The sequence below is a fragment of the Hydrocarboniphaga daqingensis genome (genome assembly GCF_900129825.1).
Lineage (GTDB): Bacteria > Pseudomonadota > Gammaproteobacteria > Nevskiales > Nevskiaceae > Hydrocarboniphaga > Hydrocarboniphaga daqingensis.
In genome coordinates this window covers 565,646-589,918 of the sequence record NZ_FQWZ01000001.1, presented here as the reverse complement: position 1 = coordinate 589,918, position 24,273 = coordinate 565,646, and the positions used below count along the sequence as shown (strand labels likewise).

Here is a 24,273-nt window from a genome sequence, read left to right as displayed (position 1 = left end):
TCAGCGGGCTCCGATGCCGAGACGTCGGCCGGGCAGGATCGTCGGCAGTGCCTGCGGCAGCGTCTGAGGATAATCGAGCGTGTAGTGCAAGCCGCGCGATTCGTGACGCGCCAGCGCCGAGCGCACAATCAGATCGGCGCAAACGGCCAGATTGCGCAACTCGATCAAGTGGTGATCAACGCGATAGTTGCCGTAAAAATCCTGGATTTCCTGTTGCAGCAGCGAAATGCGGTTCAACGCGCGGACCAGGCGCTTGGTCGTGCGCACGATGCCGACGTAGTCCCACATGAACGTGCGCAGCTCCAGCCAGTTGTGCGACACGACCACATCTTCGTCGGAATGCGAAACGCGCGACTCATCCCAAGGCTGTAGCGGCTGCATCGGCGGCATCGTCAGCAAACTGTCGGCGATGTTGTCCGCCACGGCTTCGCCAAACACCAGGCATTCGAGGATCGAATTGGACGCCAGGCGGTTGGCGCCGTGCAGCCCGGTGCAGGCGGTTTCGCCAGCGGCATACAAGCCTTGAACATCGGTGCGGCCGGCAAGGTCGGTCAGCACGCCGCCGCAGGTGAAATGGGCGGCCGGCACCACTGGAATCGGCTGCCGTGTGATGTCCAAGCCCAGCGACAAACAGTGGGCGTGAATGCTCGGAAAATGCTCTTCGATGAAGGCCGGGCTTTTGTGCGTGATGTCCAGATGCACGTACGACAGACCCAGTCGCTTCATTTCGTGGTCGATCGCGCGGGCCACGATGTCGCGCGGTGCCAGTTCTTCGCGAGGGTCGAAGCGCGGCATGAAGCGCTCGCCGGTCGTCGGCAGCCGCAGGACCGCCCCTTCGCCGCGCAGCGCTTCGCTGATCAGGAACGAGCGCGCGCCCTGGGCCGGAGCGGCCCCGCCGTTGGCGGCGCCACCGCTGGCGCTGCCGCCGAGACCCGGGTTGTACAGGATCGTCGGATGGAACTGCATGAATTCCATGTTGGCGACGCGGCAGCCGGCACGCCAGGCCATCGCGATGCCGTCGCCCGATGCACCGAACGGGTTGCTCGAATACAGGTACACCTGGTTGGCGCCGCCGCTGGCCAACACCACGCATTGCGCTGGCACTGCTTCGACGCGGCGGGTTCGCCGGTCGTACAAATAAGCGCCGATCACCCGCTCGCGATGCGCATCGAGGATCAGATCCAGTGAAATCGAGCGCTCGCGCACGTGGATCAGCGGATTGGCGGCAGCCAAGCCCGCCAGCGTCGTTTCAACCGCGTGGCCTGTCGCATCGGCGGCATGCACGACGCGCCGATGGCTATGGCCGCCTTCGCGCGTCAGGTGCAGACGGCCGTCGCTGCCGTTTTCGCGTGTGAAGTCGACGCCCGATTCCTGCAGCCAGCGCACGACACCCGGCCCGCGCTCGACGGTGAAGCGCACGGCGGCGTCTTCGCACAGGCCGGCGCCGGCGATCAGCGTGTCGCGCACATGCGCTTCGAGCGAGTCGTCCTCGTCGAACACCGCCGAAATGCCGCCTTGGGCCCACAGCGTCGCGCCCGATTCGAGTTGGGCTTTGGATACCACCGTGCTCGCGATGCCGTGGCGCGCAAGCTTCAGTGCACAGGTAAGGCCGGCGGCACCGCTGCCGATGATCAGAACCGGCGGGCGCTCCTTGGGTTCACTCATGGTCTGGATTCGTTAGACTAATGTGCTGGCCGCCCGGGGCGCGCGGTCTCCATTCATTTTAGCGTCATAGACAAGGCGAAGGCCGCGCGGCCGCGCATGAGCGAAGACAACGTCGACGAGCAGTTGGTGGAGCGAGCCCAGCAGGGCGACAAGCGCGCTTTCGAACTGCTGGTGCGGAAGTACCAATACAAGATCATCCAGTTGGTCAGCCGCCTCGTGGGCGACGCCGACGCCCCGGATGTGGCTCAGGAAACCTTCATCAAGGCCTACCGCGCGCTCAATGGCTTCCGCGGCCAGAGCGCGTTCTACACCTGGCTGTACCGGATCGGCATCAACACTGCCAAGAACTACATCGTCGCCCGGGGTCGCCGGCCGTCCACGCAGGACATCGACGTCGGCGACGCCGAGCAGTACGGCCACACCGAGCACTTGTCGGACGTCGACACGCCCGAATCGATGCTGCTGTCCGACGAACTCAAGCGCAAAGTCGCCGAAACCATCGCCAAGCTGCCGCCCGACCTGCGTCAGGCGATCACGCTGCGCGAGCTCGACGGACTGTCGTACGAGGAGATCGCCGAGGTGATGAATTGCCCGATCGGAACGGTGCGTTCGCGCATTTTCCGGGCTCGCGAGGCCATTGACGCCGTGGTCCAGCCGCTGCTGAACTGATCCGTCTGGAGCTCGCCGCGACGGATCGCAGCCGGAACATTTTGTAACAAGCTGGAACTTAGTCGCCGGAAAGTGGTTTAGCCTGTACCTGCGCTGAATCGCGCGTCCGGTCCACGTCTCACAGGTCGAGAACGAATGTCCCAAGAATCTCTGTCTGCTCTTGTCGATGGCGAATGCAGCGATGCCGAACTGGACCGCTTGCTGGCTGAGATGGATCGCCAGCCCGGCCTCGGGCAGCAGTGGAGCCGTTGGCATCTGAGCCGCGAGGCTGCCGAAGGGACTCGCGTACTCGACGGCCAGCCCTGCATCTGTGCCGGCGTCATGGCGGCGCTCGAAGAGCCGCGCCGCACGGGGCGCGTTGTCGACTTGGCGGCGTTCCGTCGCCGCGTCGCCACGCTGCCGTGGCGACCGGCGGTCGGGCTGGCGGCTGCCGCCTCGATGGGCGCGGCGGCAATGCTGTTCCTGGCCCCCCAACAACACGATGCCGGCTTTGCTGCCGGCGGCGCTGGCGAAGGAGCCGGTGCCAGCGTCCGTGTCGGCAACCCCTTGGCCGGCACGATCAGCCTGCCGGTTGGCCGCAGCATGGGGCGCCTGCAGGCCGTATCGCTGACCGGCGATAACAACGGCACGACGTTCGCCGACGAGGAATATGCGGCGCTGCTGCGCGACTACATCGCCAGCCGCAATGCGGCCGCTGCCTACGGCGACGGCGCCCGGTACGTCCGCTTCGACACCAGCGCGCTGGCCGCTGAAGCCTCTCGCTGATACCTCGTTCGCAGGGTGGGGGGCAGGGGCCGCGCGATGCGGCCCTTTTGCTGTCCGGCTTTTGTCGGGTTGCCGCGACCGCGAAACGGTGGTTTCCCGCCGCGCCGCGTTTCTTTCGTCCCCGAACGCCCTAGAATGACAACCCTATTGGAATGCCCGACCGGGCGCGCGGGCCACGGAGTTTGACCCCCATGATCGAAGTTGCAGGCCAGCCGCGGCGGATCCTGACCGCGTTGGTCGGGTTCTTGTCGCTATTGGCGCTGTCGTCCTGTTCGCGTCCTTCCTCCACTGGCGGTTATCCCGATTTTGCCGACCTGGTCGAGCGCGCCAGCCCGTCGGTGGTCAATATCAGCACCGTGTCGGCACTGCCGGGCTCGGGCCCGGCGCTGGGTGGCGGCAGCGAATCGGAAGACGGCCTGCAGAACGCGCCGGAATGGTTCCGCCGCTTCCTCGAACAGAACGGTGCTGAGCCACCAGACGGCGCGCTGCCGTCGCCGGCCTACCCGGACGGCCCGCTGGGCGAACTGCAGCCCGACGACGGCGGCGATGCGCCGTCCGGCGCGCCGCAGCCGCTGGGCTCGGGATTCATCCTGTGGGAAGACGGCTATGTGCTGACCAACTACCACGTCGTCCAGGACGCCAAGGAAGTGATCGTGCGCCTGCTCGACCGGCGTCAGTTCACGGCGCAGGTGGTCGGCTCGGACGAACGTAGCGACATCGCACTGCTGAAGATCGACGCCAAGGGTCTGCCGGCGGTCAAGCTTGGCGAATACTCCAAGCTGCGTCCGGGCCAATGGGTGCTGGCGATCGGCTCACCGTTCGGCTTCGACTACTCGGTCACGGCCGGCATCGTCTCGGCCAAGGGACGTAACCTGGTGTCCGAGCAGTACGTGCCGTTCGTGCAGACCGACGTGGCAATCAACCCTGGCAATTCGGGCGGTCCGCTGTTCAACCTCGACGGCGAAGTCGTCGGCGTCAATTCGCAGATCTACTCGCAGTCGGGCGGCTACCAAGGCGTCAGCTTCTCGATTCCGATCGACGTGGCCGCCAAGGTCGCGCGCCAGCTCAAGGACCGGGGCCGTGTCACACGCGGTTGGCTCGGCGTCGTTGTCCAGGAAGTCGACCGCAATCTGGCTCAGACCTTTGGCATGGAACGTCCGGTGGGTGCCTTGGTGGCCCGCGTGATGCCCGGTAGTCCGGCCGAGCGCGCCGGCATCAAGGCGGGCGACGTGATTCTCAGCTTCAACGGCAGCGAATTGCAGGTTTCCACCGCGCTACCGCCGCTGGTCGGCAATGTTGATCCGGGCGAGGTCGTGCCGCTGGTGATGCAGCGCGACGGCAAGCAGGTGACGATCAAGGTCGAAGTCGGCGAGCTCGACAATCAGGATCGCGAAGTCGCCGACGGCGCCGACAGCGCGACCGGTCCGGTCGAGCCGCCCCCGGTCGCGCCACTGGCGCTGCTGGGACTCAAGGTGATCGAGATCCCTGAGGAAATCCGGCGTCGCGCGCACTTGGTCGGTGCCGGTGTGCTGGTCGAGAGCGTCACCCCGGGCGCTGCGCAGTCAGCCGGCATCCGCCGTGGCGATATCCTGCAGTCGATCGCTGGCCAGGAAGTCGGGTCGCCGCAGCGGCTTGCCGAGATCATCGGCCTGCTGACGCCCGGCGTGACGGTCCCCGTGCTGATCAACCGCAACGGCGTGCCGTCGTTCTTGCCGCTGGACGTGCCCACCCGCTGATGTCGGCGCCCGGCCTGCTGTTGCTGAGCCGCTCCGGCTGCCATCTGTGCGAGCAGCTGGTCGTCGACCTTCTGGATCGCTGGCCGGATTTGGTGGGCTGCCTGGCCGAAGCCGACGTCGACAGCCGGGATGACTGGCAACGCCGCTACGGGCTGAAGATTCCGGTACTGCTCGACGCCCAGGACGGCACCGCGGTGTGCGTCAGCCAGCTCGACCCGGACGCGATCGCCGACTGGCGCCGCGCGCGTGGTTGCTAGCCCGATCGGGCGCTGACCGGCCTCCGATGGGGCCAGCCCGGTATACTGCGCCACCCCTCTTTTCTTGCGTGGCATCCGGCCGGGTGCGGCGCTTTCGCAGCGGTCTATGAAACAGTCGAACATCCGCAACTTTTGCATCATCGCGCACATCGATCACGGCAAGTCCACGCTGGCCGATCGCTTCATCCAGATCTGCGGCGGCCTCGAGCTGCGTGAAATGCAAGCCCAGGTGCTCGACAACAACCCGATCGAGCGCGAACGCGGCATCACGATCAAGGCCCAGGCCGTGTCGCTGGAATACAAGGCGCGCAACGGCGAGGTCTATCAGCTCAACCTGATCGACACGCCCGGCCATGTCGACTTCAGCTACGAAGTGAGCCGCTCGCTGGCCAGCTGCGAAGGCGCGCTGCTGGTCGTCGATGCCAGCCAGGGCGTCGAGGCGCAATCGGTTGCCAACTGCTACACGGCGCTTGAGCTCAATCTCGACGTGCTGCCGGTGCTGAACAAGGTCGACCTGCACAACGCCGAGCCCGAGCGCGTCGCCAAGGAAATCGAAGACGTGATCGGCATCCCGGCGCAGGACGCGCTGCGGATTTCGGCCAAGACCGGCCTGAACGTCCCCGACGTGCTCGAAGCGGTGATCGCGAACCTGCCGCCGCCGAAAGGCATCGAAGACGCGCCGCTGCAGGCGCTGATCGTCGATAGCTGGTTCGACAACTATCTGGGCGTCGTCTCGCTAGTCCGCGTCATCAATGGCCGCATCCGCAAGGGCCAGAAGATGCGCGTGATGTCGACCGGCAAGGATTACGAAATCACCTCGCTGGGCGTGCACACGCCCAAGCGCGTGTTCAAGGACGCACTGGAAACCGGCGAAGTCGGCTTTCTGATCGCCGGCATCAAGGACATCTTCGGCGCGCCGGTCGGCGACACGCTGACCGACCCGTCTCGCCCGTGCGCCGAGCAACTGCCGGGCTTCAAGAAGGTGCAGCCGCGCGTGTTCGCCGGCATGTTCCCGATCGACGCCGATGACTTCGAAGATTTTCGCGAGTCACTGTCCAAGCTGCGCCTGAACGACTCGGCACTGCAGTACGAGCCCGAGAACTCCACCGCGCTGGGTTTCGGCTTCCGCGTCGGCTTTCTCGGCATGCTGCATATGGAAATCGTGCAGGAACGCCTGGAGCGCGAGTACGACATCAACATGATCACCACGGCGCCGTCGGTGGTCTACGAGATCACCGGCACCGACGGCGAGATCCGCAAGATCGACAATCCGGCGGAGTTACCCGAAGGCAGTGAATTCGAGGACATCCGCGAACCGATCATCAACTGCCGCGTGCTGATGCCGCCGGACTACGTCGGCCCGGTGATGCAGTTGTGCATGGAAAAGCGCGGCACGCAGCGCAACCTCAAGTACTTCGGCAACCAGGTGCAGATGGAAGTCGAGATGCCGATGGGCGAGGTGGTGCTCGACTTCTTCGATCGACTCAAGAGCGTGTCGCGCGGTTACGCCAGCTTCGAGTACGAGTTCCTGCGCTTCCAGGAAGCGCCGCTGGTCAAGCTCGACGTGTTGGTCAATGGCGATAAGGTTGATGCGCTGGCCACGATCGTGCATCGCGACGCGGCTTATGCGCGAGGCCGGGATTTGTGCGAGCGTATGCAGGAACTGATTCCGCGGCAGATGTTCGACGTCGCGATTCAGGCGGCGATCGGCTCGAAGATCATCGCCCGGTCGACGGTCAAGGCGATGCGCAAGAACGTGCTCGCCAAGTGCTACGGCGGTGACATTTCGCGCAAGAAGAAGCTGCTAGAAAAGCAGAAAGAGGGCAAGAAGCGCATGAAGCAGGTTGGCGCCGTCGAGATTCCGCAGGAAGCATTCCTCGCTGTGCTGGGTGTCGAGCGCAAGAGCAGCAAGGCCGATTGAGACCGCGAGCGGTCAGAAGGGAGGCAGGGCCACACGATGTCCAACGACGTACATTTCGACTTTGCAGTGTTGCTGACGCTGCTGACGTTTATTACCGGCATCGGCTGGGCGATCGACAAGCTGTTTCTGGCGCGCCGCCGCAGTGCGCTGATCGGCGGCGACGACAAGCCGGGCTGGATCATCGATTTCTGCCGCTCGTTCTTCCCGGTGATTGTCGGCGTGCTGGTGCTGCGCTCGTTCATCGCCGAGCCCTTCCGTATTCCGTCCGAGTCGATGCTGCCGACGCTGATCAAGGGTGATTTCATCTTGGTCAACAAGTTCAGCTACGGCTTGCGCGACCCGGTTTTTCATCATCGCTTTTTCGGTGACGGCACGCCGCAGCGTGGCGACGTGGTGGTATTCCGTTGGCCGCGCGATCCGTCCAGCGATTTCATCAAGCGCATCGTCGGCGTGCCCGGTGATCATCTGGTCTACAAAGACAAGACGCTGTACGTCAACGGCGAAGTCGCCGCGCTGGAGGCCGACGGTGTCTACGCCGCATCGGGTTCCTCGTCCGATGTCCGCTACCGGATGCGCGAGACCATCAACGGCGTCGAGCACCACATCTTGGTCGACCCCAATCGTCCGGTCGACAGCTTGTGCGGCCCGGACAGCAGCGGCGCCAACCAGGCGCTGTGCAGCGGCGAAGAGTTGGTATTGCCGCCCGGTCAGTACTTCGGCATGGGCGACAATCGCGATGGCAGCTTCGACAGCCGTGGCTGGGGCACGATCCCCGAGCGCAACTTGGTCGGCCGCGCCTTCTTCATCTGGATGAGTTGGGACGCGCAGAGCAAGCGGCCGTTCTTCTCGCGCATCGGTACGACGATCCGCTGACGGCGGGCCCGCGATGAGACCCTTTCCCAAGCACCAGTCCGGCCTGACGTTCATCAGCTTGCTGCTGCTGTTGCTGGTGATCGGATTCTTTGCGACGGTGACGATCAAGTGCCTGCCGCTGTACTTGAATCAGATGAAAGTATCGCGATCGCTGCACGCGATCGCCGAAGACGCCGAACTCAGCAGCAGCGACGCGGTGACGATCCGCGAGCATTTGCATCGGCGCTGGCTGATCGACAGCGTCGACGGGCTGCGCCCCGAGGACGTCAAGGTGCGCCGCAGCGCGGCGGCTCGCTCACTGGTCTACGCCTACGAAGCGCGCACATCGCTGTTCTACAACATCGACGTTGTGATCCGCTTCAGCGGTGATGTGCCGATCCGCCTGCCGTCCATCGAATAAGTGGGCCACGTATGACGGCCAAGCTGGTCCAGAATCTCTGCGATACGCTCGACTATCGCTTCAATGATCCGCTGCTGATCGACTGCGCGCTGACCCATCGATCGCACGCGGCCGTCAACAACGAGCGGCTCGAGTTTCTCGGCGACGGCCTGATCAACTTCATCATCGGCGAGAGCTTGTACCGGCTGCGGCCGCAGGCCGAGGAGGGTGCGCTGTCGCGGCTGCGTGCCAGCCTCGTGCGCGAGGAATCGCTGGCGCTGCTGGCACGCCAGCTCAAGCTGGGCGAGGCCATCAAGTTCGGCGAAGGCGAACTCAAGAGCGGCGGCTGGCGCCGTGATTCGATCCTGGCCGACGCGTTCGAGGCGATCATCGGCGCGATCTTTCTCGATGGCGGCTTCGAGCCGGCGCGCCGCGTCTGCCTGCAGTGCTTCGATGGGCTGCTCAAACAATTGCCCGACCCCGAAACGCTGAAGGACCCCAAGACCCGGCTGCAGGAGTGGCTGCAGGCGCGCGGCCGGCCGTTGCCGATCTACGAAGTGCTGTCCGAGTCGGGGCCGCCGCACCGACGTCAGTTCGTGGTCCGGAGCCGCTTGCTCGACGCCGATGTGACCACCGAAGCTTTTTCCAACAACCGCCGCGGTGCCGAACAGAAAGCCGCCGAACTGCTGCTGCAGCGGCTGACCGCCGTCACGCCCTGAGCCGGGCCGCGCCGCCGCGCGGTACAATCCGGCTTTACGCAGGCGTACCCCTCATGCAAAGCGGCATTGTCACGATCATCGGCCGGCCCAATGTCGGCAAAAGCTCGATTCTGAACGCGCTGATCGGCCGCAAGGTCAGCATCGTCTCGCACAAGCCGCAGACGACCCGGCATCGCATTCAAGGCGTGCTGCATGACGACCGCGGTCAGATCGTGTTCGTCGATACGCCCGGTCTACATCGCGGCGAGAAAAAGAAGCTGAACAAGCTGATGAACCAAGCGGCGTCCGGATCGATTCATGATGTCGATCTGGTGCTGTTCGTCGTCGAAGCCGGCGCGTTCCGCGACGAAGACCAAGCCGTACTCGACAAGCTCAAGGATGTCGCCGGCCCGGTGGCGCTGCTGGTCAACAAGATCGACCAGCAGAAGACGCGCGAACAACTGCTGCCGGAGCTGGCTCGGCTCGGCGCGATGCGCGACTTCGCGTTCGTGATCCCGGTCTCGGCGACCAAGGGCAGCAACCTCGACGCGCTGGTCAACGAAATCTTCGCGCGTCTGCCGGAAGGCCCCGAGCTGTATCCGCCTGACATGGTCACCGGCTACGACCATGGTTTCGAGGCCAGCGAGCTGATTCGCGAAAAACTGACGCGCGGCTTGCACCAGGAGCTGCCTTACTCGCTGACGGTATCGATCGACAGCTACGAGCGCGAAGGTCGGCTGCGCCGGATCAACGCCACGATCTGGGTCGAGCGTGAAGGCCAGAAATCGATCGTCATCGGTGAAGAAGGCGCCAACCTCAAGCGCGTCGGCACTGCAGCCCGCCGCGAACTCGAGCAGATCACCGGCGACAAGGTGTTTCTCAAGCTCTGGTGCAAGGTCAAGGAAAACTGGAGCGACGACTTGAAGGCCCTGCGCCAGCTGGGCTTCGACAGCGGCGAATAAAGGGCCCGCGATGCTGCGCTGCCGATGACGCGCGCCCGCATCCAGCTGACGCCGGGTCACGTGCTGCGCACCCAGCCGTACCGCGATACCAGCCTGCTGGTCGAAGCCTGGACCTACCACCATGGCCGCGTCGGACTGATCGCCCGCGGCAGCCGCGCACCGCGCTCCCGTACGCGGGCGCTGCTGCAGCCGTTCCAGCCGCTGCTGCTGTCGTGGAACGAACAGGGCGATCTGGGCGCGCTGACCGGCGTGGAGGCCGACGGTCACGCTGCGGCCCTGCCGGGGGAGGCGATCTTCAGTGGCTGGTACTTGAACGAGCTGCTGATCCGCTTGCTGCCGCGTCACGATCCGCATCCGGATCTATACGCAGACTACGTCGTCGCGCTAGCGCAGCTGCCATCGGCGCTGGAAGCTGCGCTGCGCATCTTCGAGAAGAACCTGCTGACCGAGCTGGGCTACGGCTTGCAGCTGGACGACGACTTGGACCCGGCCACGCCGTACCGCTACGACACCGAGCTGGGGCCGGTCGTCGCCGATAGCGGCGATGGCGATGCCTACGCCGGCAGCAGCCTGATCGCGCTGCGCGACGAACAGCTCGACGACGAGACCGCGCTGCGCGATGCGCGGCGGCTGCTGCGTGCGCCGCTGCGCAGCCTGCTCGGCGACAAGCCGCTGGAAACCGCGCGTCTGCTGCGACAAATCCGCAAATCCCGCCCAACGGCGTGAAGCGGTTGACCTGGCTCCCGTTCCGGGTAGATGGCTCTGGCACAATCAATGGGCACGGCTTGGCACGGGGGCAAGGCGCCGGCCGTCTGCATCAATATCCATCTCATGAGGAGGGCGTGATGAAGTTGACCCAACGGGGTACAGCAGCGGCGTTGATTCTGGCTGCGGCCGCTGCTTGCAGCGGCACCGCACAGGCGGCAACGGCGGTGGCAGGCGGTCTGCGCGTCGGAACGCTGGGTCTGGGCGCCGAGGGCACGATCGGGCTGACCGACCGGCTCAATCTGCGTGTTCCTTTCAACGTGTTCAGCTACGACTACGATCAGACCGAAGACGGCATCGAGTACGAAGGCACGCTCGACTTGAAGAGCGTCGGCGTGCAGCTCGACCTGCATCCGTTCAAGGGCAGCTTCTATCTGAGCGCCGGCTTGTACAGCAACGGCAACCAGCTCGATCTGAAGGCGTCCGATCCCAGCGGCACCGAGGAGTACGAGGTCGGCGGCGGCACCTACGTGTCGGATACCACCGATCCGCTGCGTCTGAACGGCGGCTTGGACTTCAACTCGGCCGTACCGTATCTGGGCTTGGGCTGGGGCAACGCGATCCAGGGCGCATCGAACGTGTATTTCCGCTTCGAGTTGGGTGCGTACTTCCAGGGCGCAGCCAAGGTCAAACTCGACGCGTCCGGTAGCGCCGTCAATGTCGACACCGGCAACTCGTTCGACGTCGACGACGGATCGATCGAATCGCAGGTGTTCCAAGCCAACCTCGAAGCCGAGCGCGCCGACGTCGAGGATGATGCCAGCGACTACAAGATCTACCCGGCCATCAGCTTCGCGCTGGGTTATCGCTTCAATCTGTAAATGCGTTGACGGATCGCAGCTTGGCGGCCGCGCGCCGGCCAAGCTGCGGTCTACAATGCCGGCCCAATCCTGCAGGGTGCCGGTATGTCTCCTCCCGAACTGCGTCTGGGCGTCAACGTCGACCATGTGGCCACGGTCCGGCAAGCACGTGGCGCACCGTATCCCGACCCGGTGGAAGCGGCGCTGATCGCCGCACATGCGGGCGCCCATTCGATCACGGTGCACTTGCGCGAAGATCGCCGGCATATCCAGGACCACGACGTGCAGCGCCTGCTGGCCGTCAGCAAGGTGCCGGTTAATCTGGAAATGGCCGTCACCGACGAGATGGTGGCGATTGCGCGACGCTTGAAGCCCGCCTACGTCTGCCTGGTGCCCGAGAAGCGCGAGGAGCGCACCACCGAAGGCGGCCTCGACATCGCCGGGCAACTGCCGCGTATCCGCGCCGTTTGTGACGCCCTGGCCGATGCCGGCATCGTGACCAGCCTGTTCGTCGACCCCGATCCGCAGCAACTCGAAGCGTGCATCGCCAGCGGTGCGCCGCACTTGGAGATTCACACCGGGCGCTACGCCGACGCTGCGCATTTCGAAACGGCTGCTGCCGAATTCGTCGTGATTGACCAGTTCGCCAAGCTGGCCCACCAGGCCGGCATCGAGGTGCACGCCGGGCACGGTTTGAACCTGCACAACGTCGCTGCGGTGGCCGGCATCGCCGAGATTGTCGAACTGAACATCGGGCACGCGATCGTGGCCCGCGCATTGATGGTCGGTATCGGCGAGGCGGTCCGCGAAATGGCCGCCGAAATGCGCAAGGGACGCGGCTGAATGCGGTCGTCGGCGCGCAGTGGCTGTTATGCGCGCGGCGTCGCCCGTGCGCCGGCAGCCGCCGCCTCGGCAGCCGGTCCGGTGATCTACGGTACCGGCGTCGACCTGTTGCACATCTCGCGGATGGCGAAAGTATATGAGCGGCATCCGCAGCGGCTGGTGCAGCGGATGCTGCATCCGCTGGAGCGGGCGCGCTTCGACCAGGCGCGCGATCCGGTCAACTTCCTGGCCAAGTCATTTGCGGTTAAGGAGGCTTTCGTCAAAGCCTTGGGCACCGGCTTTCGCGGCATGGCCCACGACGATGTCGGTTGGACGCGGGTCCCGCTGGGGCCGCCGCAGCTCTGCGTATCGCCGCGTGCTGCCGCGATGCTGGCGGCACGCGGCATTGGTGCCATGCACTTGAGCCTGAGCGATGAAGTCGATCTGGTCTGCGCCGTCGTGACGCTGGAGCGTCAACGCTAGGCGGCGTGCGGGCCGGCTCAGCGCGCGGCGGCTTCGGAGGTTGGCGTCGTCGCGCCGATGCCGCCCAAGGTTTCGTAGAGCGCCGCCCGCAATCGCGTCAGCCCGCCGGCGGTGACGCCGCTGAAGGCAGACGCGGCCAGCTGTTGTTCCATGTCGCTGGCGACCGCTTTCAGCTGCGTCAGCTGATAAAACGCAGCGGTGCCATTGAGCGTGTGCGCCGCTGCGCGTGCCGCGATCGCGTCGCCTCGTGCGAATGCGTCTTCGAGGTCCTTGAGTTGCAACGGTAGTTCTTCGCGCAGCAGTTCCAGCAGCTCGGCATCCTGTGCCAGCCGTGATGGGCCGGGAATCAGCGTGAGCTCGCGTGCCAGCGTCGGCGTCAGCGCGCGCAGCAGCTGCGCTTCGTCGAACGGCTTGATCAGCACTTCGTCCGCACCGGCTTCGCGTAGCGCGTTGCGGTCCACCGGCGTCAAATGCGCGGACGTCGCCACCAGGCGCGTGCGCGGCCTTGCAAAGGAAGGATCGGCTTCGGCGATACGAATCTCGCGGATCACGCCGGCGCCGTCAGTGCCCGGCATCCGGTAGTCGATCAACGCGAAGTTGCAGCCCTGGGACCGCCAGATCTGCAGGGCTTCGTCGCCGTCGCGGGCTTCGAGTACCACGGCGCCCAGCTCACGCCCTAGCGCGGCCAGATAGCGCAGATTCGACGGATTGTTGTCGGCGATCAGCAGCGTCTGGCTGTCGAGCATCGGCTTGGCGCGGCCGATGCGCACCAGATCGCACAGTTCGCGGTACAGCTGCAGCCGTCCGACCGACTTGGGCAACGCGCGTGCGGCGCCCAGGTCGATTGCGTCCTGCTGGTCGGACGGCGAGGCCGAGCTCAGCAGCGTCAGCAGCGGTGGCTGGGCGTCCATGCACAAGCTGCCCAAGGTTTGCATCGCCTCTTGTTTCAGGTCGCCCGGCTTGAGGCCGACGATGATCAAGTCAGGCCGGTTGGCACGCGGCGCATGGCGCAGCCGCGATGTCAGCACGCCGACATCCTCGAACGGGCTGACGTCGATGCCCCAGAACTGCAGTGAATGGCTCAGAGCCAGGCCGGCGGTCGGATGGGTTTCGCAAGCCCAAATGCGCCGTCCGCGCAGATGGTCCCAGGCCTGTGTCGCGGTGTTGGCCGCGCCCAGTTCGAGCAGCACGCTGAACGTCGAGCCATGTCCGGGTTCGCTTTGCACGCTGATGCTGCCGGCCATCAAGTCGACCAGCTTCTTGACGATCGTCAGGCCCAGCCCGGTGCCAGGCTGGCGATTGACGCCTTGCATCTGTTCGAACGGCTGGAACAGCCGCTGCTGTTGCTTCTCGGTCAGACCCACGCCGCTGTCGGTCACCGACGCCCGGATCCAGACGCGGCTGCCTTGCTCGCGCTCCTTCATGACCCGCAGCACGACTTCGCCGTACTCGGTGAACTTGATCGCGTTCGACAGCAGGTTGGTCAGCACCTGGCGCAGCCGCTGCGCGTCGCCGTCGAGTTGCAGCGGCACGTCGTGATAGATGATGTGGACCAGTTCCAGCTGCTTCTCATAGGCCAGCGGTGCCAGCAGTGCGATCACGTCTTCGACCGCGTCGCCGAGGTCGAAACGCTCCAGGTTCAGCGTCAGCCGGCCGGCTTCGATACGGCTCCAGTCGAGCACGTCGTTGAGCATCGACAGCAGGCCGCGCGCGCTGCGGTCGAGCGTGGCCAGATAGTCGTCCTGATGCTCGGTCAGCCGGGTTTTACGCAGCAAGTCGGAAAAACCCAGGATCGCCGTCAACGGTGTGCGCAGCTCGTGCGTCATGCCGGAAAACCGCTCGGACTGCTGGCGAAACTCGGTTTGGATGCGGGTCAGCTGCAGCTGAGCCTGTCGCAGATCGGTCTTGGCTTGCTCCAGGTCGGAGCGCAGGCGACCGACGGCCGTCTGCATGCGCAGCTCCAGTTGGTCGCGGTAGCCCAGCATCTGCTGGCTGATCTGGTTCAGACGATGGCCGATCTGCTGCGCACCCGGTGGCAGCGTGCGCGTCAGTCGCGCTTCGAGCCGACCTTGCGCGATGTTGCGCAGCGTACTGTCGAGGTCGCGCAGCACTTGGTTCCAGCGCAGCAGCTGATACAGATTCAGCGCCAGAATCGCCGCCAGATTGAATCCCAGTAGCAGGCCCAGCCACGACGGCCGCGGCTCGTCGATCAGCCACCACAGCACGGCGCTCATTACCGTGGTCAGCACCGACGGCGCCAGCCAGCCGAGGGCGTGAAGCAAGCGGCGCAGTACGCCACGCCAGCCGGCGGGTGGGGGCGGAAGCGCGCTCATCGGCGGTCACACAGGGGCATCGGCTAAACTCCATTTATCTGACATGACCACATCCATGAAAAGCCACCCGCTCGCCGATTTTATCGGCAATACCCCGCTGGTCGAGTTGCGGCGTCTGCCGGGTATCGGCAGCAACCGGCTGCTGGCCAAGCTGGAAGGCAACAATCCGGCGGGTTCGGTCAAGGACAGGCCGGCGTATTCGATGATCCGTCGCGCCGAGGAGCGCGGCGAGATCAAGCCCGGCGATCTGCTGATTGAAGCCACGTCGGGCAACACCGGCATCGCGCTGGCGATGGCCGCCGCGATGCGGGGTTATCGCATGCGGCTGATCATGCCCGCTCATATGAGCGCCGAGCGGCGTGCGGCGATGAAGGCGTTCGGCGCCGAAATCGTACTCGTCAGCAAGGAAGAGGGCATGGAGGGCGCGCGCGATCTGGCGCAGCGGATGCAGGCCGAAGGGCAGGGACGTGTGTTGGATCAGTTCGCCAACCCGGACAACCCGCGCGCGCACTACGAGGGCACTGGCCCCGAAATCTGGCGCGACACCGACGGCAGCATCACGCACTTTGTCGCGACGATGGGCACCACCGGTACGATCATGGGCACCGGGCGCTTCCTCAAGGAGCAGAACCCGGCGATCCAGATCGTCGGTGTGCAGCCGCAGGGCGAAAGCTCGATCCCCGGCATTCGCAAATGGCCGGAGGAATACCTGCCCAAGATCTTTGATCGGCGCCGCGTCGACCGCGTCATCGAAGTCACTGCCCGCGACGCGGAAGCCACGATGCATGCGCTGGCGCGTACCGAGGGCATCTTCTGCGGCCCGTCGTCCGGTGGCTCGGTCTGGGCGGCGCTGCAGCTGTGCCAGACGCTGGAGCACGCGACGATCGCCTGCATCATCTGCGACCGTGGCGACCGCTACATCTCCACTGGCGTTTTCCCCGACTGACCGCCTGCGCCGCCGAGGCGGTGCCACTGCCATGACCGAACCGACGCTGGTCTTCGACATCGAGACCATCCCCGACATTGCCGGCGCCCGCCGCATTCTCGAAATGCCGGACGCGCCGGACGACGAGGTGTGGATGGCGCTGCGTGCGCAGCGCTGGGCGCGGCGCGGCAACGACTTCATGCCGGCGCATCTGCAGAAAATCGTCGCAATCTCCTGCGTGTTGCGCACCGCAACCGACCTGCGCGTGTGGTCGCTCGGTGACGAGAGTGCCGGCGAAGCCGAGCTGGTGCAGCGCTTCTTCGACGGCATCGAACGCTACCGGCCGACGCTGGTGTCGTGGAACGGCGGCGGCTTCGACCTGCCAGTGCTGCACTACCGCGCGCTGGTGCACGGCGTACAAGCCAAGGCCTACTGGGACAACGGGCTGTTCGACCGCGACAGCAAGTGGAACAACTATCTCAAGCGCTACGAGTTCAAGCACACCGATCTGATGGATGTGCTGGCGCTGTACAGCGGCCGCAACAACGCGCCGCTGCATGAGATTGCGCTGTTGCTCGGCTTCCCGGGCAAGCTCGGCATGGACGGCTCCAAGGTGTTCGACGCCTGGCGCAGCGGCGGCATTGCCGATATCCGCGCCTACTGCGAAACCGACGTGCTGAACACTTGGCTGGTTTATTTGAAATTTCAGCGCATGCGCGGCCATCTGACGGCCGACGAGCTCCTCACCGAGCTCGATCGCGTGCGCGATTACCTTGCCGCCTCCGACGAGCCGCACTGGGCCGAGTTCGCCGTCGCGTGGGACCCGGCGTTCGAACCGGATGAAGATCACTGATGGCGCGTCACCGTCGCAAACCCCTCCCGACCGGCGAGTTCGTCGCCGACGTTGTTGATCTGGCCGAGGATGGCCGTGGCGTTGCGCGGCTCGACGGCAAGGTCGTGTTCATCGCCGATGCCTTGCCGGGCGAGCAGGTGCGCTTCCGCTATGTCCGCGTGTCGCGCGACGTCGATGAAGGCCAGACCGTGGGCGTCGACCGGGCCTCGCCGGATCGGGTGTCGCCGCGCTGCGCGCATTTTGGTGTCTGTGGTGGCTGCGCCTTGCAGCATCTGTCGCCCGAGGCCCAGGTGCGCTACAAGCACAAGCAGCTGATCGAAGCGCTGGCCCGGATCGGCAAGGTGGCGCCGGTGCAGGTTGCCGAGCCATTGACTGGACCGGTCTGGGGCTACCGGCGCCGCGCGCGACTCGGCGCCAAGTACGTCGGCAAGCGCGACACGGTATTGGTCGGTTTCCGCGAGCGCGAAAGCTCGTTTCTGGCAGCGCTCGAATCCTGCGTGGTGCTCGATCCTCGCGTTGGCGAACGGCTGAGGGCGCTCGGGAGCTTGATCGCCGGCCTGAGCATCCGTGCCCAGTTGCCGCAGATCGAAGTGGCGACGGCCGAGCCCGTGGCGCTGGTGTTGCGTGTGATGGCGCCGCCGACCGAATCCGACCTCGCCGCGTTGCGCGCCTTCGCGATCGAGCACGATGTCGAGTTTTATCTGCAGCCGGGCGGACCCGACACCGTTGCGCCGCTGACGCCGCCACCGCGTGAGCTGTCGTATGCGCCGCTGCAGGAACCCGACCGCTTGCACTTCCGGCCGACCGATTTCATCCAGGTCAACGGCGAGCTGAGTCGCAAGGCGGTCGCGCAGGCGATGGACTGGCTGGCGCCGCAGCCGGGCGAGCGCGTGCTCGAGCTGTTCAGCGGCCTGGGCAACTTCACGATTCCGCTGGCGCGGGCCGGCGCGCAGGTGTTTGCCGTCGAAGGCGAGGCCGCACTGGTACAGCGGGCCCGCGACAACGCCGAACGCCTCGGACTGACGATCGAATTCGATCGCGCCAATCTGTTCGAGCCTCAGGCCGATGCGCCGTGGGCCGTGCGTGACTACGACGCGGTGCTGCTCGACCCGCCGCGCGCGGGTGCGCAGGAAATCCTGCCGCTGCTCGGCCGGCTCAAGGCGCGGCGCATCCTGTACGTGTCATGCCATCCGGGCACGCTGGCGCGTGACGCCGGCTTGCTGGTGCACGAACACGGCTATCGCCTGGTGCGTGCTGGCGTAATGGACATGTTTCCACATACGGCCCATGTCGAGAGCATGGCGCTGTTCGAGCGGGCCTGAGCCGGGCGCGACCCATACAATGCCGCTTTGCCGCTGAGTACCTGACGATGGCGCTGGAAATCGAACGCAAGTTTCTGGTCACCGGCGACGGCTGGCGCACGCAGGCGCACAAGCGCATCGCGATGCGACATGGCTACCTGACGCCGCAAGACGGTCCGGCATCGGTGCGCGTGCGCGTCGAAGGCGACGTGGGCAAGCTCAACGTCAAGCAGGCGATCGTCGGCATGTCGCGTGCGGAATACGAGTACACGATCCCTGCTGACGAAGCCGAGCAGATGATCAACACGCTGTGCCGCGGTCTGATCCTGAAGACCCGTCACTACGTCGATCATGGCGGCCATCTGTGGGAAATCGACGAGTTCGAAGGTGACAACGCCGGCTTGGTCGTCGCGGAAGTGGAACTGCGCAGCGAGACTGAAACCTTCGCGCGGCCCGACTGGCTCGGCGCCGAAGTGACGTCCGAGCACCGCTACTACAACAACGCGCTGGCCAGTCATCCGTATGCGCGCTGGTCTGCCTGAACTGCATGTCGACCTGCGGCACCAGCGGCTGAGCTTGCGCCGCGATGGCGCGACGCTGCGCGAGTACCCGGTGTCGACCGGCATCAACGGCGTCGGCGAAATCGGTGGATCGGGCATGACGCCGCGCGGCTGGCATCAGGTGCGCGCGCGAATCGGTGCCGGCGCGCCGCCCACTGCCGTGTTTCGCGGTCGTCGCCCAACCGGCGAAGTCTGGTCGCCGGCTTTGCACCACGCCCACCCGCAGCGCGACTGGATTCTGGGCCGCATCCTGTGGCTGTCGGGCTTGGAGCCGGGACGCAACCGGCTCGGCTGTGTCGATACGTTTCGCCGCTATATCTACATCCATGGCACGCCGCCGGTGCAGCCGCTGGGCGTACCGGCGTCGCATGGCTGCGTGCGCATGAGCACCGATGATGTCGTCGATCTGTTTGACCGGGTGCCGGCGGGTACCCGCGTGCTGCTGCACGAATAGCCATCGATTGCCGGTACCGTATTGTCGTTCCCTGTCGCATCGATTCCTCTACCCGTTACTCCACAGCCAAAGAACCGCAAGCGCATGGCGTCTTCCAAACTGATCGGCCCGATCATGGCCGACATCTCCGGCCACGAACTCAACGCCGAGGACCGCGAGTTGCTGCGCCATCCGCTGGTCGGCGGCGTGATTCTGTTCACGCGCAACTATCACGACCCCGTGCAACTGGCGGCGCTGTGCAAGGACTTGCTGGCGCTGAAATCGCCGCGCCTGTTGCTGGCCGTGGACCATGAAGGCGGCCGCGTGCAGCGCTTTCGTGTCGGCTTCACGCGCGTGCCGGCGATGGCGACGCTGGGCCGCCTGTATCTGGAAGACGCGACGCGCGCCTGCCATGAGGCGCAGCACTGGGGCGCGACGATCGGCCGCGAGCTGGCGGGCTACGGCTTCGACCTGTGCTTTGCGCCGGTACTCGATGTCGACACCGGTATCAGCCAGATCATCGGTGATCGCGCGTTTTCGTCCGACCCGCAGACGGTGATCGCACTGGCGCGCGCGCTGCGCGCTGGTTTGCGCAGCGCCGGCATGGCGTCCACCGGCAAGCATTTTCCGGGGCACGGCAACGTCGTCGCCGACTCGCATCTGGAACTGCCGATCGACCGCCGGCCGATGGCGACGATCGAAGCGCTGGACCTGGCACCGTTCAAGGCGCTGATCGACGACGGCATCGAGTCGCTGATGATGGCGCATGTGCGCTATACCGCGCTCGACGCCACGCCGGCCTCGTTGTCGCGCAAGTGGATCGCCACGCTACTGCGTCGCAAGCTCGGCTTCCGCGGCGCGATTTTCTGTGACGACCTGTCGATGAACGGCGCGGCGGTCGTCGGCAACATGGAAGAGCGCGCACGGATGGCGCTCGACGCCGGCTGCGACATGCTGCCGGTGTGCAACGACCGCGCCGCGTGTGTGTCGCTGCTCGACGCGCTGAGCCCCACCCTCAAACCCAAACGCAGCAGCTCGCAGCGACTGGCTGCGCTGTATCGACAGGAGACTGGCAGCCGATGAAACCCAAAACCCCGCATGTCGATCTGCAGGCGCAGATCGCCGCCACGCTGGCCGAAGCCCGCGCCGTGATGGCCGAGGCGGATTGCCTGCACGACGCCGCAGCGGTCAAGGCCGCGTATGACCGGCTCGGTCACGAGATCACCGCGCGATATGCCGACCTCAATCCGCTGATCCTGACCGTGATGAACGGCGGCCTGCTGCCGACGGCCGAAATCGTCAGCCGCCTGCCGTTCGCATTCGAACAGGATTATCTGCACGCGACGCGCTATCGCGGCGCCACCACCGGTGGCGGCTTGGTGTGGAAGCGTCAGCCCGACGCCAAGCGCATCAGCGGCCGGCACGTGCTGGTCATCGACGACATTCTCGACGAGGGCTATACGCTGGTGGCGATTCGCAAGGCCCTGCTGGAATTCCAGCCCGCGAGCTTTGCCGTCGCGGTGACCTGCGAAAAGCTGCACGACCGTCGCGCGCCCGGCGCGGTGGCCGAGTTCGTCGGTGTCAAAGTCGAGGACCGCTACGTGTTCGGCTGCGGCATGGACTACAAGGAATACTGGCGGCAGCTGCCGGCGATCTACGCCGTCAAGGGGCTGTAGCCATGGCGCTCGAGCGTCGTATCGCGATCATCGGCGGCACGGGTATGAACCAGTGGCCCGGCTTGCAGATCCAGCGGCGTGACGAGCGCACGACGCGCTACGGTGCGCCATCGGCGCCGTTGCTGCTGGGTCGTGTCGACGGTGTCGAGGCCTGCTTTCTGGCCCGTCACGGCGAAGGCCACAAGATTCCGCCGCACTTGATCAACTACCGCGCCAACCTGTGCGCGCTGCGCGATGCCGGCATCACCGATGTGATCGCGATCGCCGCCGTCGGCGGCATCACGCCCGGCTATGCACCGGCGGCGGTCGGCGTGCCGCACGATGCGATCGACTACACCTTTGGGCGCGAGCACACGCTGTCCGACGGTAGCGCCGATTCGCAGCTGCATCATGTGGAGATGGAACATCCGTACCATCCAGCGCTGCGCGCCGCACTGATCGCGGCGGCGCAGGCTGCACACGTCGCGATCGCCGATCAGGGCGTGATGGGCGTCACCCAAGGGCCGCGGCTGGAAACACCGGCCGAAATCCGCCGCGCGCAGCGCGACGGCTGCGACATGATCGGCATGACCAGCTTTCCAGAAGCGCCGCTGGCGATCGAACTGGGCTTGCGCTACGCCTGTCTGGCCGTGTCGGTGAACTGGTGCGCCGGCCTGAACACCGGCAGTGCCGGCATTCACGCCGAGATCGAGCAGTCGGTGGCGCAGGGCATGGCCAAGGTCAGGACGATTCTGGCCGGCGCCATGCCGGCGCTGCTCGCTGGCGCGCACTGAGCGCGCCGCTACTGCAGTGAATAGCTACTGCAGTGAATAGCTACTGCAGTGAATAAGCGACGCGGGATCCGCGGTATTCGAGCACCAACCCGTCCTGGGTGATCTGCAGCAGCTGCGGTCCTTCGGCCAGCGGCTGGCCTTCGACGTAGCGCTTGCCACCGATCAGCACGAAGCGTCGCGACGGCTCGCCGTCCCAGACGTGCACCTCGACGCTCAGCGCTGGAAAGTCGCGGCGATAGTCACTGGGCATATCGGATAACGGCACTGCCGGCAGCGACAGGCTGTCGTCCGCCGATGCGCTGGCCGCCGCTTCGACTGCGGCGGTGGGTGCTGCCGACCGCGGCTCGGCCGGTTCGACGATCGGCCTGTCCGAGGCTGCATCCGGCGCGCGGGCGATGAAGTCGACCGGCGGCTCGCGGTCGATGCTGGCGTCGACGGGCGCACGCCCATCGGCGATCCCGGCCTGAGCGGCGTCGTCCGGCGAAACCGCCTCCAGATCGTCGAACGAATTGAGCGCCTCGTCGTCCGGCAACGCAGGCGCCGTGCTCGGCGCCGGTGCCGCTGGCGCCGCCGCGGGCCGACTCGGAGCTGGGGTCTCAGCCGGACCGCGATCGGCCGGCGCCGGGCCGCGCACCGTCGCCGTCACGATACCGTCGGCGACCGGCGATTCGAGTTTCGTCTGCGGATGGCGCTGTCGCCATGCGGATACCGCGATGGCGGCAGCGATCAACATCAGCGCCAGCGCGATCAGCCAGCGCAGCGGCCGCTTGGCCGGCGCCGGGGTCGTGCCGGGCGCGGTCTCGGGCGCCAGCGCGACGTCTTCCATGCGCGGCGCTTGGCCCAGATTGCGGTCGCGCTCGGCCTTGCGCAGCGCGTCGAGGATGAAGCTCATCGTGGTGTCGCCAGCAGCGGTCCATCCGGACCTTCGGTGCCCAGTGCAATCCAGGTCCGCGTCCCGATGACGCCATCGGAGTCGAGTTCGCGCTGGGTCTGGAAGCGCTTGATCTGCTCGACCAATGCCGCGTCGTACAAGTCGGATACCGGTTCGGCCAGGGGCTTGCCGGCGTCGCGGGCCAGGCGCCGCCGCACCCAGGCCACCGCCGGGCTGCGGACACCAGGAGAAAGATAGGTGTCGTCGGTTTCCCGCTTCCACAGCAGCAGGTACTCGCCGGACCACAGCGCATCGAGCGGGTCGAGCGCGATCGTGATCGGGCCAGTGCGGGTATCAAGCGTGGCGGTGGTGGCGGTCAGTTGGCGCAGCAGCACATGCTGGATCTCGCCGCGACCGGTGGTCAGCGACAGGATGGCCGGGCGGTTGATGCTGCGCAGGTCGGACCATTCGCCCCGGTTGCGGTAGCACTCCAGCCCCTGCGTGGACAGCTCGCGGCAGACGTTGGCACCACGCGGGATCACGATGTTCTGGTCCCAAAGCCGGATCAGCTGGCTGACCGTCGCCGTCAGCGGCTGGGCCGACTGCAGCAGCGTGGTCAGGTCGGCCGTGGCCGTGGCCGTAGCGGACGTGGATTCCTCGGCCACGGCCGGCGAGGGCGCAGCGGGGGTGACGGCATCGGCGGCGGTGGCCGTGACTTCGCCAGACGGCGCTGCCGCGGGTGCCGACGGCGCAGCGGCGACCGGCGCGGGATCGGCAGCCGGGCCGCCGGCGAACGTGCGGTACAGCAGCAGCCCGGCGATCACCAAGGCGACGACGGCCAGCGCCGACTCGATCTGCAGCAACGAAGGTCGCCAGCGGATCGGCAGCCGGTCAGTGCCGCTGTTCGCGGCCAGTCCGATGGATTCGCCCGCTGCCTTGCGCACCGTCTCGGGTGTGACGCGTCGCGCGCCTTGGGCGTAGGCGCCAAGCAGTGCGCGGTCGCACAGAATGTTGATCAGCCGCGGCACACCGCGTGCCGCACGATGAATCTCGCGAACTGCCGTGGTCGAAAAGATGTCCTCGTGACTGCCGGCCACGCGCAACCGATGGCGGATGTATTCCCCGGTTTCGGTTTCGGACAACGGCATCAGGTGGTAGCGCGCCGTGATGCGGCTGGCGAGCTGACGCAGGTCCGGGCGCGCCAGCAACTCGCTCAGTTCGGGCTGGCCGACCAGCATGATTCGCAGCAGCTTTTCCTTATGCGTCTCGAGGTTGGTTAGCAGCCGCACTTGTTCGAGCACGTCGCGCGGCAGATTCTGCGCTTCGTCGATGATCAAGACGGTGCGCCGGCCGGCGGCGTGGACCGCCAGCAGATGGACGTTGAGTGCATCGACCAGCGTCTTGAGTGTCAGTGTCGCCGCGTCGTAGACCACGCCCAATTCGTCGCAGATCGACTGCACGAATTGCAGCTCGTTCTGGCTCGGGTTGTGGATCATCGCCACGTCGACGTCGGTGAGCTTCTGCTCCAGCAGCGTCCGCACGACCGTGGTTTTGCCGGTGCCGACTTCACCGGTCAGCTGAACGAAGCCGCCATATTGACCGGTGCCATACAGCAGGTGGCCGAGCGCTTCCTGGTGCCGGGGCGACAGGTACAGATAGCTCGGATCCGGTGTGATCGTGAACGGCATCTCCCGGAGGTTGAAGAACTGGGCGTACACGTCGCGGGTCGGGTTTCGAGCAGAGTCGGTGGGCA

General features: G+C 65.9%; 25 protein-coding genes. 21 read left to right on the top strand and 4 right to left on the bottom strand.

Annotated elements, in window-relative coordinates; translation table 11 throughout:
* A complete protein-coding gene (gene nadB / locus BUB09_RS02645) occupies positions 1-1,665 on the bottom strand; it encodes an L-aspartate oxidase (protein ID WP_072893678.1) in 1,665 nt (554 codons plus the stop codon).
* 96 nt (positions 1,666-1,761) lie between these two features.
* Here nadB and rpoE point away from each other — a divergent pair, with 96 nt between their 5' ends.
* The 13 genes from rpoE (at position 1,762) to acpS (ending at position 12,795) form a co-directional block, all read left to right on the top strand.
* Positions 1,762-2,334 (top strand): RNA polymerase sigma factor RpoE, encoded by a 573-nt coding sequence (gene rpoE, locus BUB09_RS02640; protein ID WP_072893675.1) that lies wholly within the window; start codon positions 1,762-1,764, stop codon positions 2,332-2,334.
* 135 nt (positions 2,335-2,469) lie between these two features.
* On the top strand, positions 2,470-3,099 hold the full coding sequence (locus tag BUB09_RS02635) for a sigma-E factor negative regulatory protein (RefSeq protein WP_072893672.1): 630 nt from the start codon (positions 2,470-2,472) through the stop codon (positions 3,097-3,099).
* A 191-nt stretch (positions 3,100-3,290) separates the two neighbouring features.
* The gene (locus BUB09_RS02630) at positions 3,291-4,835 is read left to right on the top strand and encodes a Do family serine endopeptidase (RefSeq protein ID WP_072893670.1); all 1,545 of its coding nucleotides are present in this window, start codon (positions 3,291-3,293) and stop codon (positions 4,833-4,835) included.
* Positions 4,835-5,092: a glutaredoxin family protein gene (locus BUB09_RS02625; protein ID WP_072893667.1), complete on the top strand. Its 258-nt coding sequence runs from the start codon at positions 4,835-4,837 to the stop codon at positions 5,090-5,092. The genes BUB09_RS02630 and BUB09_RS02625 overlap by 1 nt, the downstream gene beginning before the upstream one ends.
* Positions 5,093-5,198: 106 nt before the next feature.
* Complete coding sequence (lepA, locus tag BUB09_RS02620; protein ID WP_072893664.1) at positions 5,199-7,013, top strand: translation elongation factor 4; 1,815 nt, start codon at positions 5,199-5,201, stop codon at positions 7,011-7,013.
* Positions 7,014-7,049: 36 nt separating this feature from the next.
* Positions 7,050-7,886: a signal peptidase I gene (lepB, locus tag BUB09_RS02615; RefSeq protein ID WP_072893661.1), complete on the top strand. Its 837-nt coding sequence runs from the start codon at positions 7,050-7,052 to the stop codon at positions 7,884-7,886.
* 13 nt (positions 7,887-7,899) lie between these two features.
* A complete protein-coding gene (locus BUB09_RS02610) occupies positions 7,900-8,286 on the top strand; it encodes a DUF4845 domain-containing protein (RefSeq protein WP_072893658.1) in 387 nt (128 codons plus the stop codon).
* A gap of 11 nt (positions 8,287-8,297) precedes the next feature.
* Entirely contained in the window at positions 8,298-8,984 is a 687-nt protein-coding gene (gene rnc / locus BUB09_RS02605) for a ribonuclease III (RefSeq protein WP_072893656.1), read from the top strand.
* Positions 8,985-9,037: 53 nt separating this feature from the next.
* The gene (era, locus tag BUB09_RS02600) at positions 9,038-9,925 is read left to right on the top strand and encodes a GTPase Era (RefSeq protein ID WP_072893654.1); all 888 of its coding nucleotides are present in this window, start codon (positions 9,038-9,040) and stop codon (positions 9,923-9,925) included.
* 24 nt (positions 9,926-9,949) lie between these two features.
* Complete coding sequence (gene recO, locus BUB09_RS02595) at positions 9,950-10,651, top strand: DNA repair protein RecO (protein WP_072893651.1); 702 nt, start codon at positions 9,950-9,952, stop codon at positions 10,649-10,651.
* Between the two features lie 119 nt (positions 10,652-10,770).
* Positions 10,771-11,511: a hypothetical protein gene (locus BUB09_RS02590; RefSeq protein ID WP_072893648.1), complete on the top strand. Its 741-nt coding sequence runs from the start codon at positions 10,771-10,773 to the stop codon at positions 11,509-11,511.
* A gap of 84 nt (positions 11,512-11,595) precedes the next feature.
* Entirely contained in the window at positions 11,596-12,333 is a 738-nt protein-coding gene (locus tag BUB09_RS02585; protein ID WP_072893645.1) for a pyridoxine 5'-phosphate synthase, read from the top strand.
* Positions 12,334-12,795 (top strand): holo-ACP synthase, encoded by a 462-nt coding sequence (gene acpS, locus BUB09_RS02580; protein ID WP_217650209.1) that lies wholly within the window; start codon positions 12,334-12,336, stop codon positions 12,793-12,795. It abuts the gene before it with no gap.
* Between the two features lie 17 nt (positions 12,796-12,812).
* Here the strand turns inward: acpS and BUB09_RS02575 are convergent, their stop codons facing one another.
* Positions 12,813-15,128 carry an ATP-binding protein gene (locus BUB09_RS02575; protein WP_072893642.1) on the bottom strand — a complete coding sequence of 772 codons (2,316 nt, stop codon included), beginning with the start codon at positions 15,126-15,128 and terminating at the stop codon, positions 12,813-12,815.
* A 55-nt stretch (positions 15,129-15,183) separates the two neighbouring features.
* Between BUB09_RS02575 and cysM the strand changes: the two genes are divergently transcribed.
* From cysM to BUB09_RS02535, 8 genes are all read left to right on the top strand, one after another.
* A complete protein-coding gene (cysM, locus tag BUB09_RS02570; protein ID WP_072893639.1) occupies positions 15,184-16,074 on the top strand; it encodes a cysteine synthase CysM in 891 nt (296 codons plus the stop codon).
* Positions 16,075-16,105: 31 nt separating this feature from the next.
* Positions 16,106-16,906, top strand: coding sequence for a 3'-5' exonuclease (locus BUB09_RS02565; RefSeq protein ID WP_072893636.1), 801 nt, complete (start codon positions 16,106-16,108; stop codon positions 16,904-16,906).
* Positions 16,906-18,228, top strand: a complete 1,323-nt coding sequence (gene rlmD / locus BUB09_RS02560; RefSeq protein ID WP_072893633.1) for a 23S rRNA (uracil(1939)-C(5))-methyltransferase RlmD — start codon at positions 16,906-16,908, stop codon at positions 18,226-18,228. Before BUB09_RS02565 ends, rlmD begins: the two co-directional genes overlap by 1 nt.
* 47 nt (positions 18,229-18,275) lie before the next feature.
* Positions 18,276-18,749 (top strand): CYTH domain-containing protein, encoded by a 474-nt coding sequence (locus BUB09_RS02555; RefSeq protein ID WP_072893630.1) that lies wholly within the window; start codon positions 18,276-18,278, stop codon positions 18,747-18,749.
* Positions 18,730-19,221, top strand: coding sequence for a L,D-transpeptidase (locus BUB09_RS02550; protein WP_072893627.1), 492 nt, complete (start codon positions 18,730-18,732; stop codon positions 19,219-19,221). Before BUB09_RS02555 ends, BUB09_RS02550 begins: the two co-directional genes overlap by 20 nt.
* A gap of 84 nt (positions 19,222-19,305) precedes the next feature.
* Positions 19,306-20,283 (top strand): beta-N-acetylhexosaminidase, encoded by a 978-nt coding sequence (gene nagZ, locus BUB09_RS02545; protein WP_245793067.1) that lies wholly within the window; start codon positions 19,306-19,308, stop codon positions 20,281-20,283.
* Positions 20,280-20,876: a hypoxanthine-guanine phosphoribosyltransferase gene (locus BUB09_RS02540; RefSeq protein ID WP_072893625.1), complete on the top strand. Its 597-nt coding sequence runs from the start codon at positions 20,280-20,282 to the stop codon at positions 20,874-20,876. Before nagZ ends, BUB09_RS02540 begins: the two co-directional genes overlap by 4 nt.
* 2 nt (positions 20,877-20,878) lie before the next feature.
* The gene (locus BUB09_RS02535) at positions 20,879-21,649 is read left to right on the top strand and encodes an S-methyl-5'-thioinosine phosphorylase (RefSeq protein ID WP_072893622.1); all 771 of its coding nucleotides are present in this window, start codon (positions 20,879-20,881) and stop codon (positions 21,647-21,649) included.
* 40 nt (positions 21,650-21,689) lie between these two features.
* Here the strand turns inward: BUB09_RS02535 and BUB09_RS02530 are convergent, their stop codons facing one another.
* Both BUB09_RS02530 and BUB09_RS02525 read right to left on the bottom strand, forming a co-directional pair.
* The gene (locus BUB09_RS02530; protein WP_072893620.1) at positions 21,690-22,541 is read right to left on the bottom strand and encodes a general secretion pathway protein GspB; all 852 of its coding nucleotides are present in this window, start codon (positions 22,539-22,541) and stop codon (positions 21,690-21,692) included.
* A complete protein-coding gene (locus BUB09_RS02525) occupies positions 22,538-24,238 on the bottom strand; it encodes an ExeA family protein (protein WP_072893618.1) in 1,701 nt (566 codons plus the stop codon). Before BUB09_RS02525 ends, BUB09_RS02530 begins: the two co-directional genes overlap by 4 nt.
* Positions 24,239-24,273: the final 35 nt, after the last annotated feature.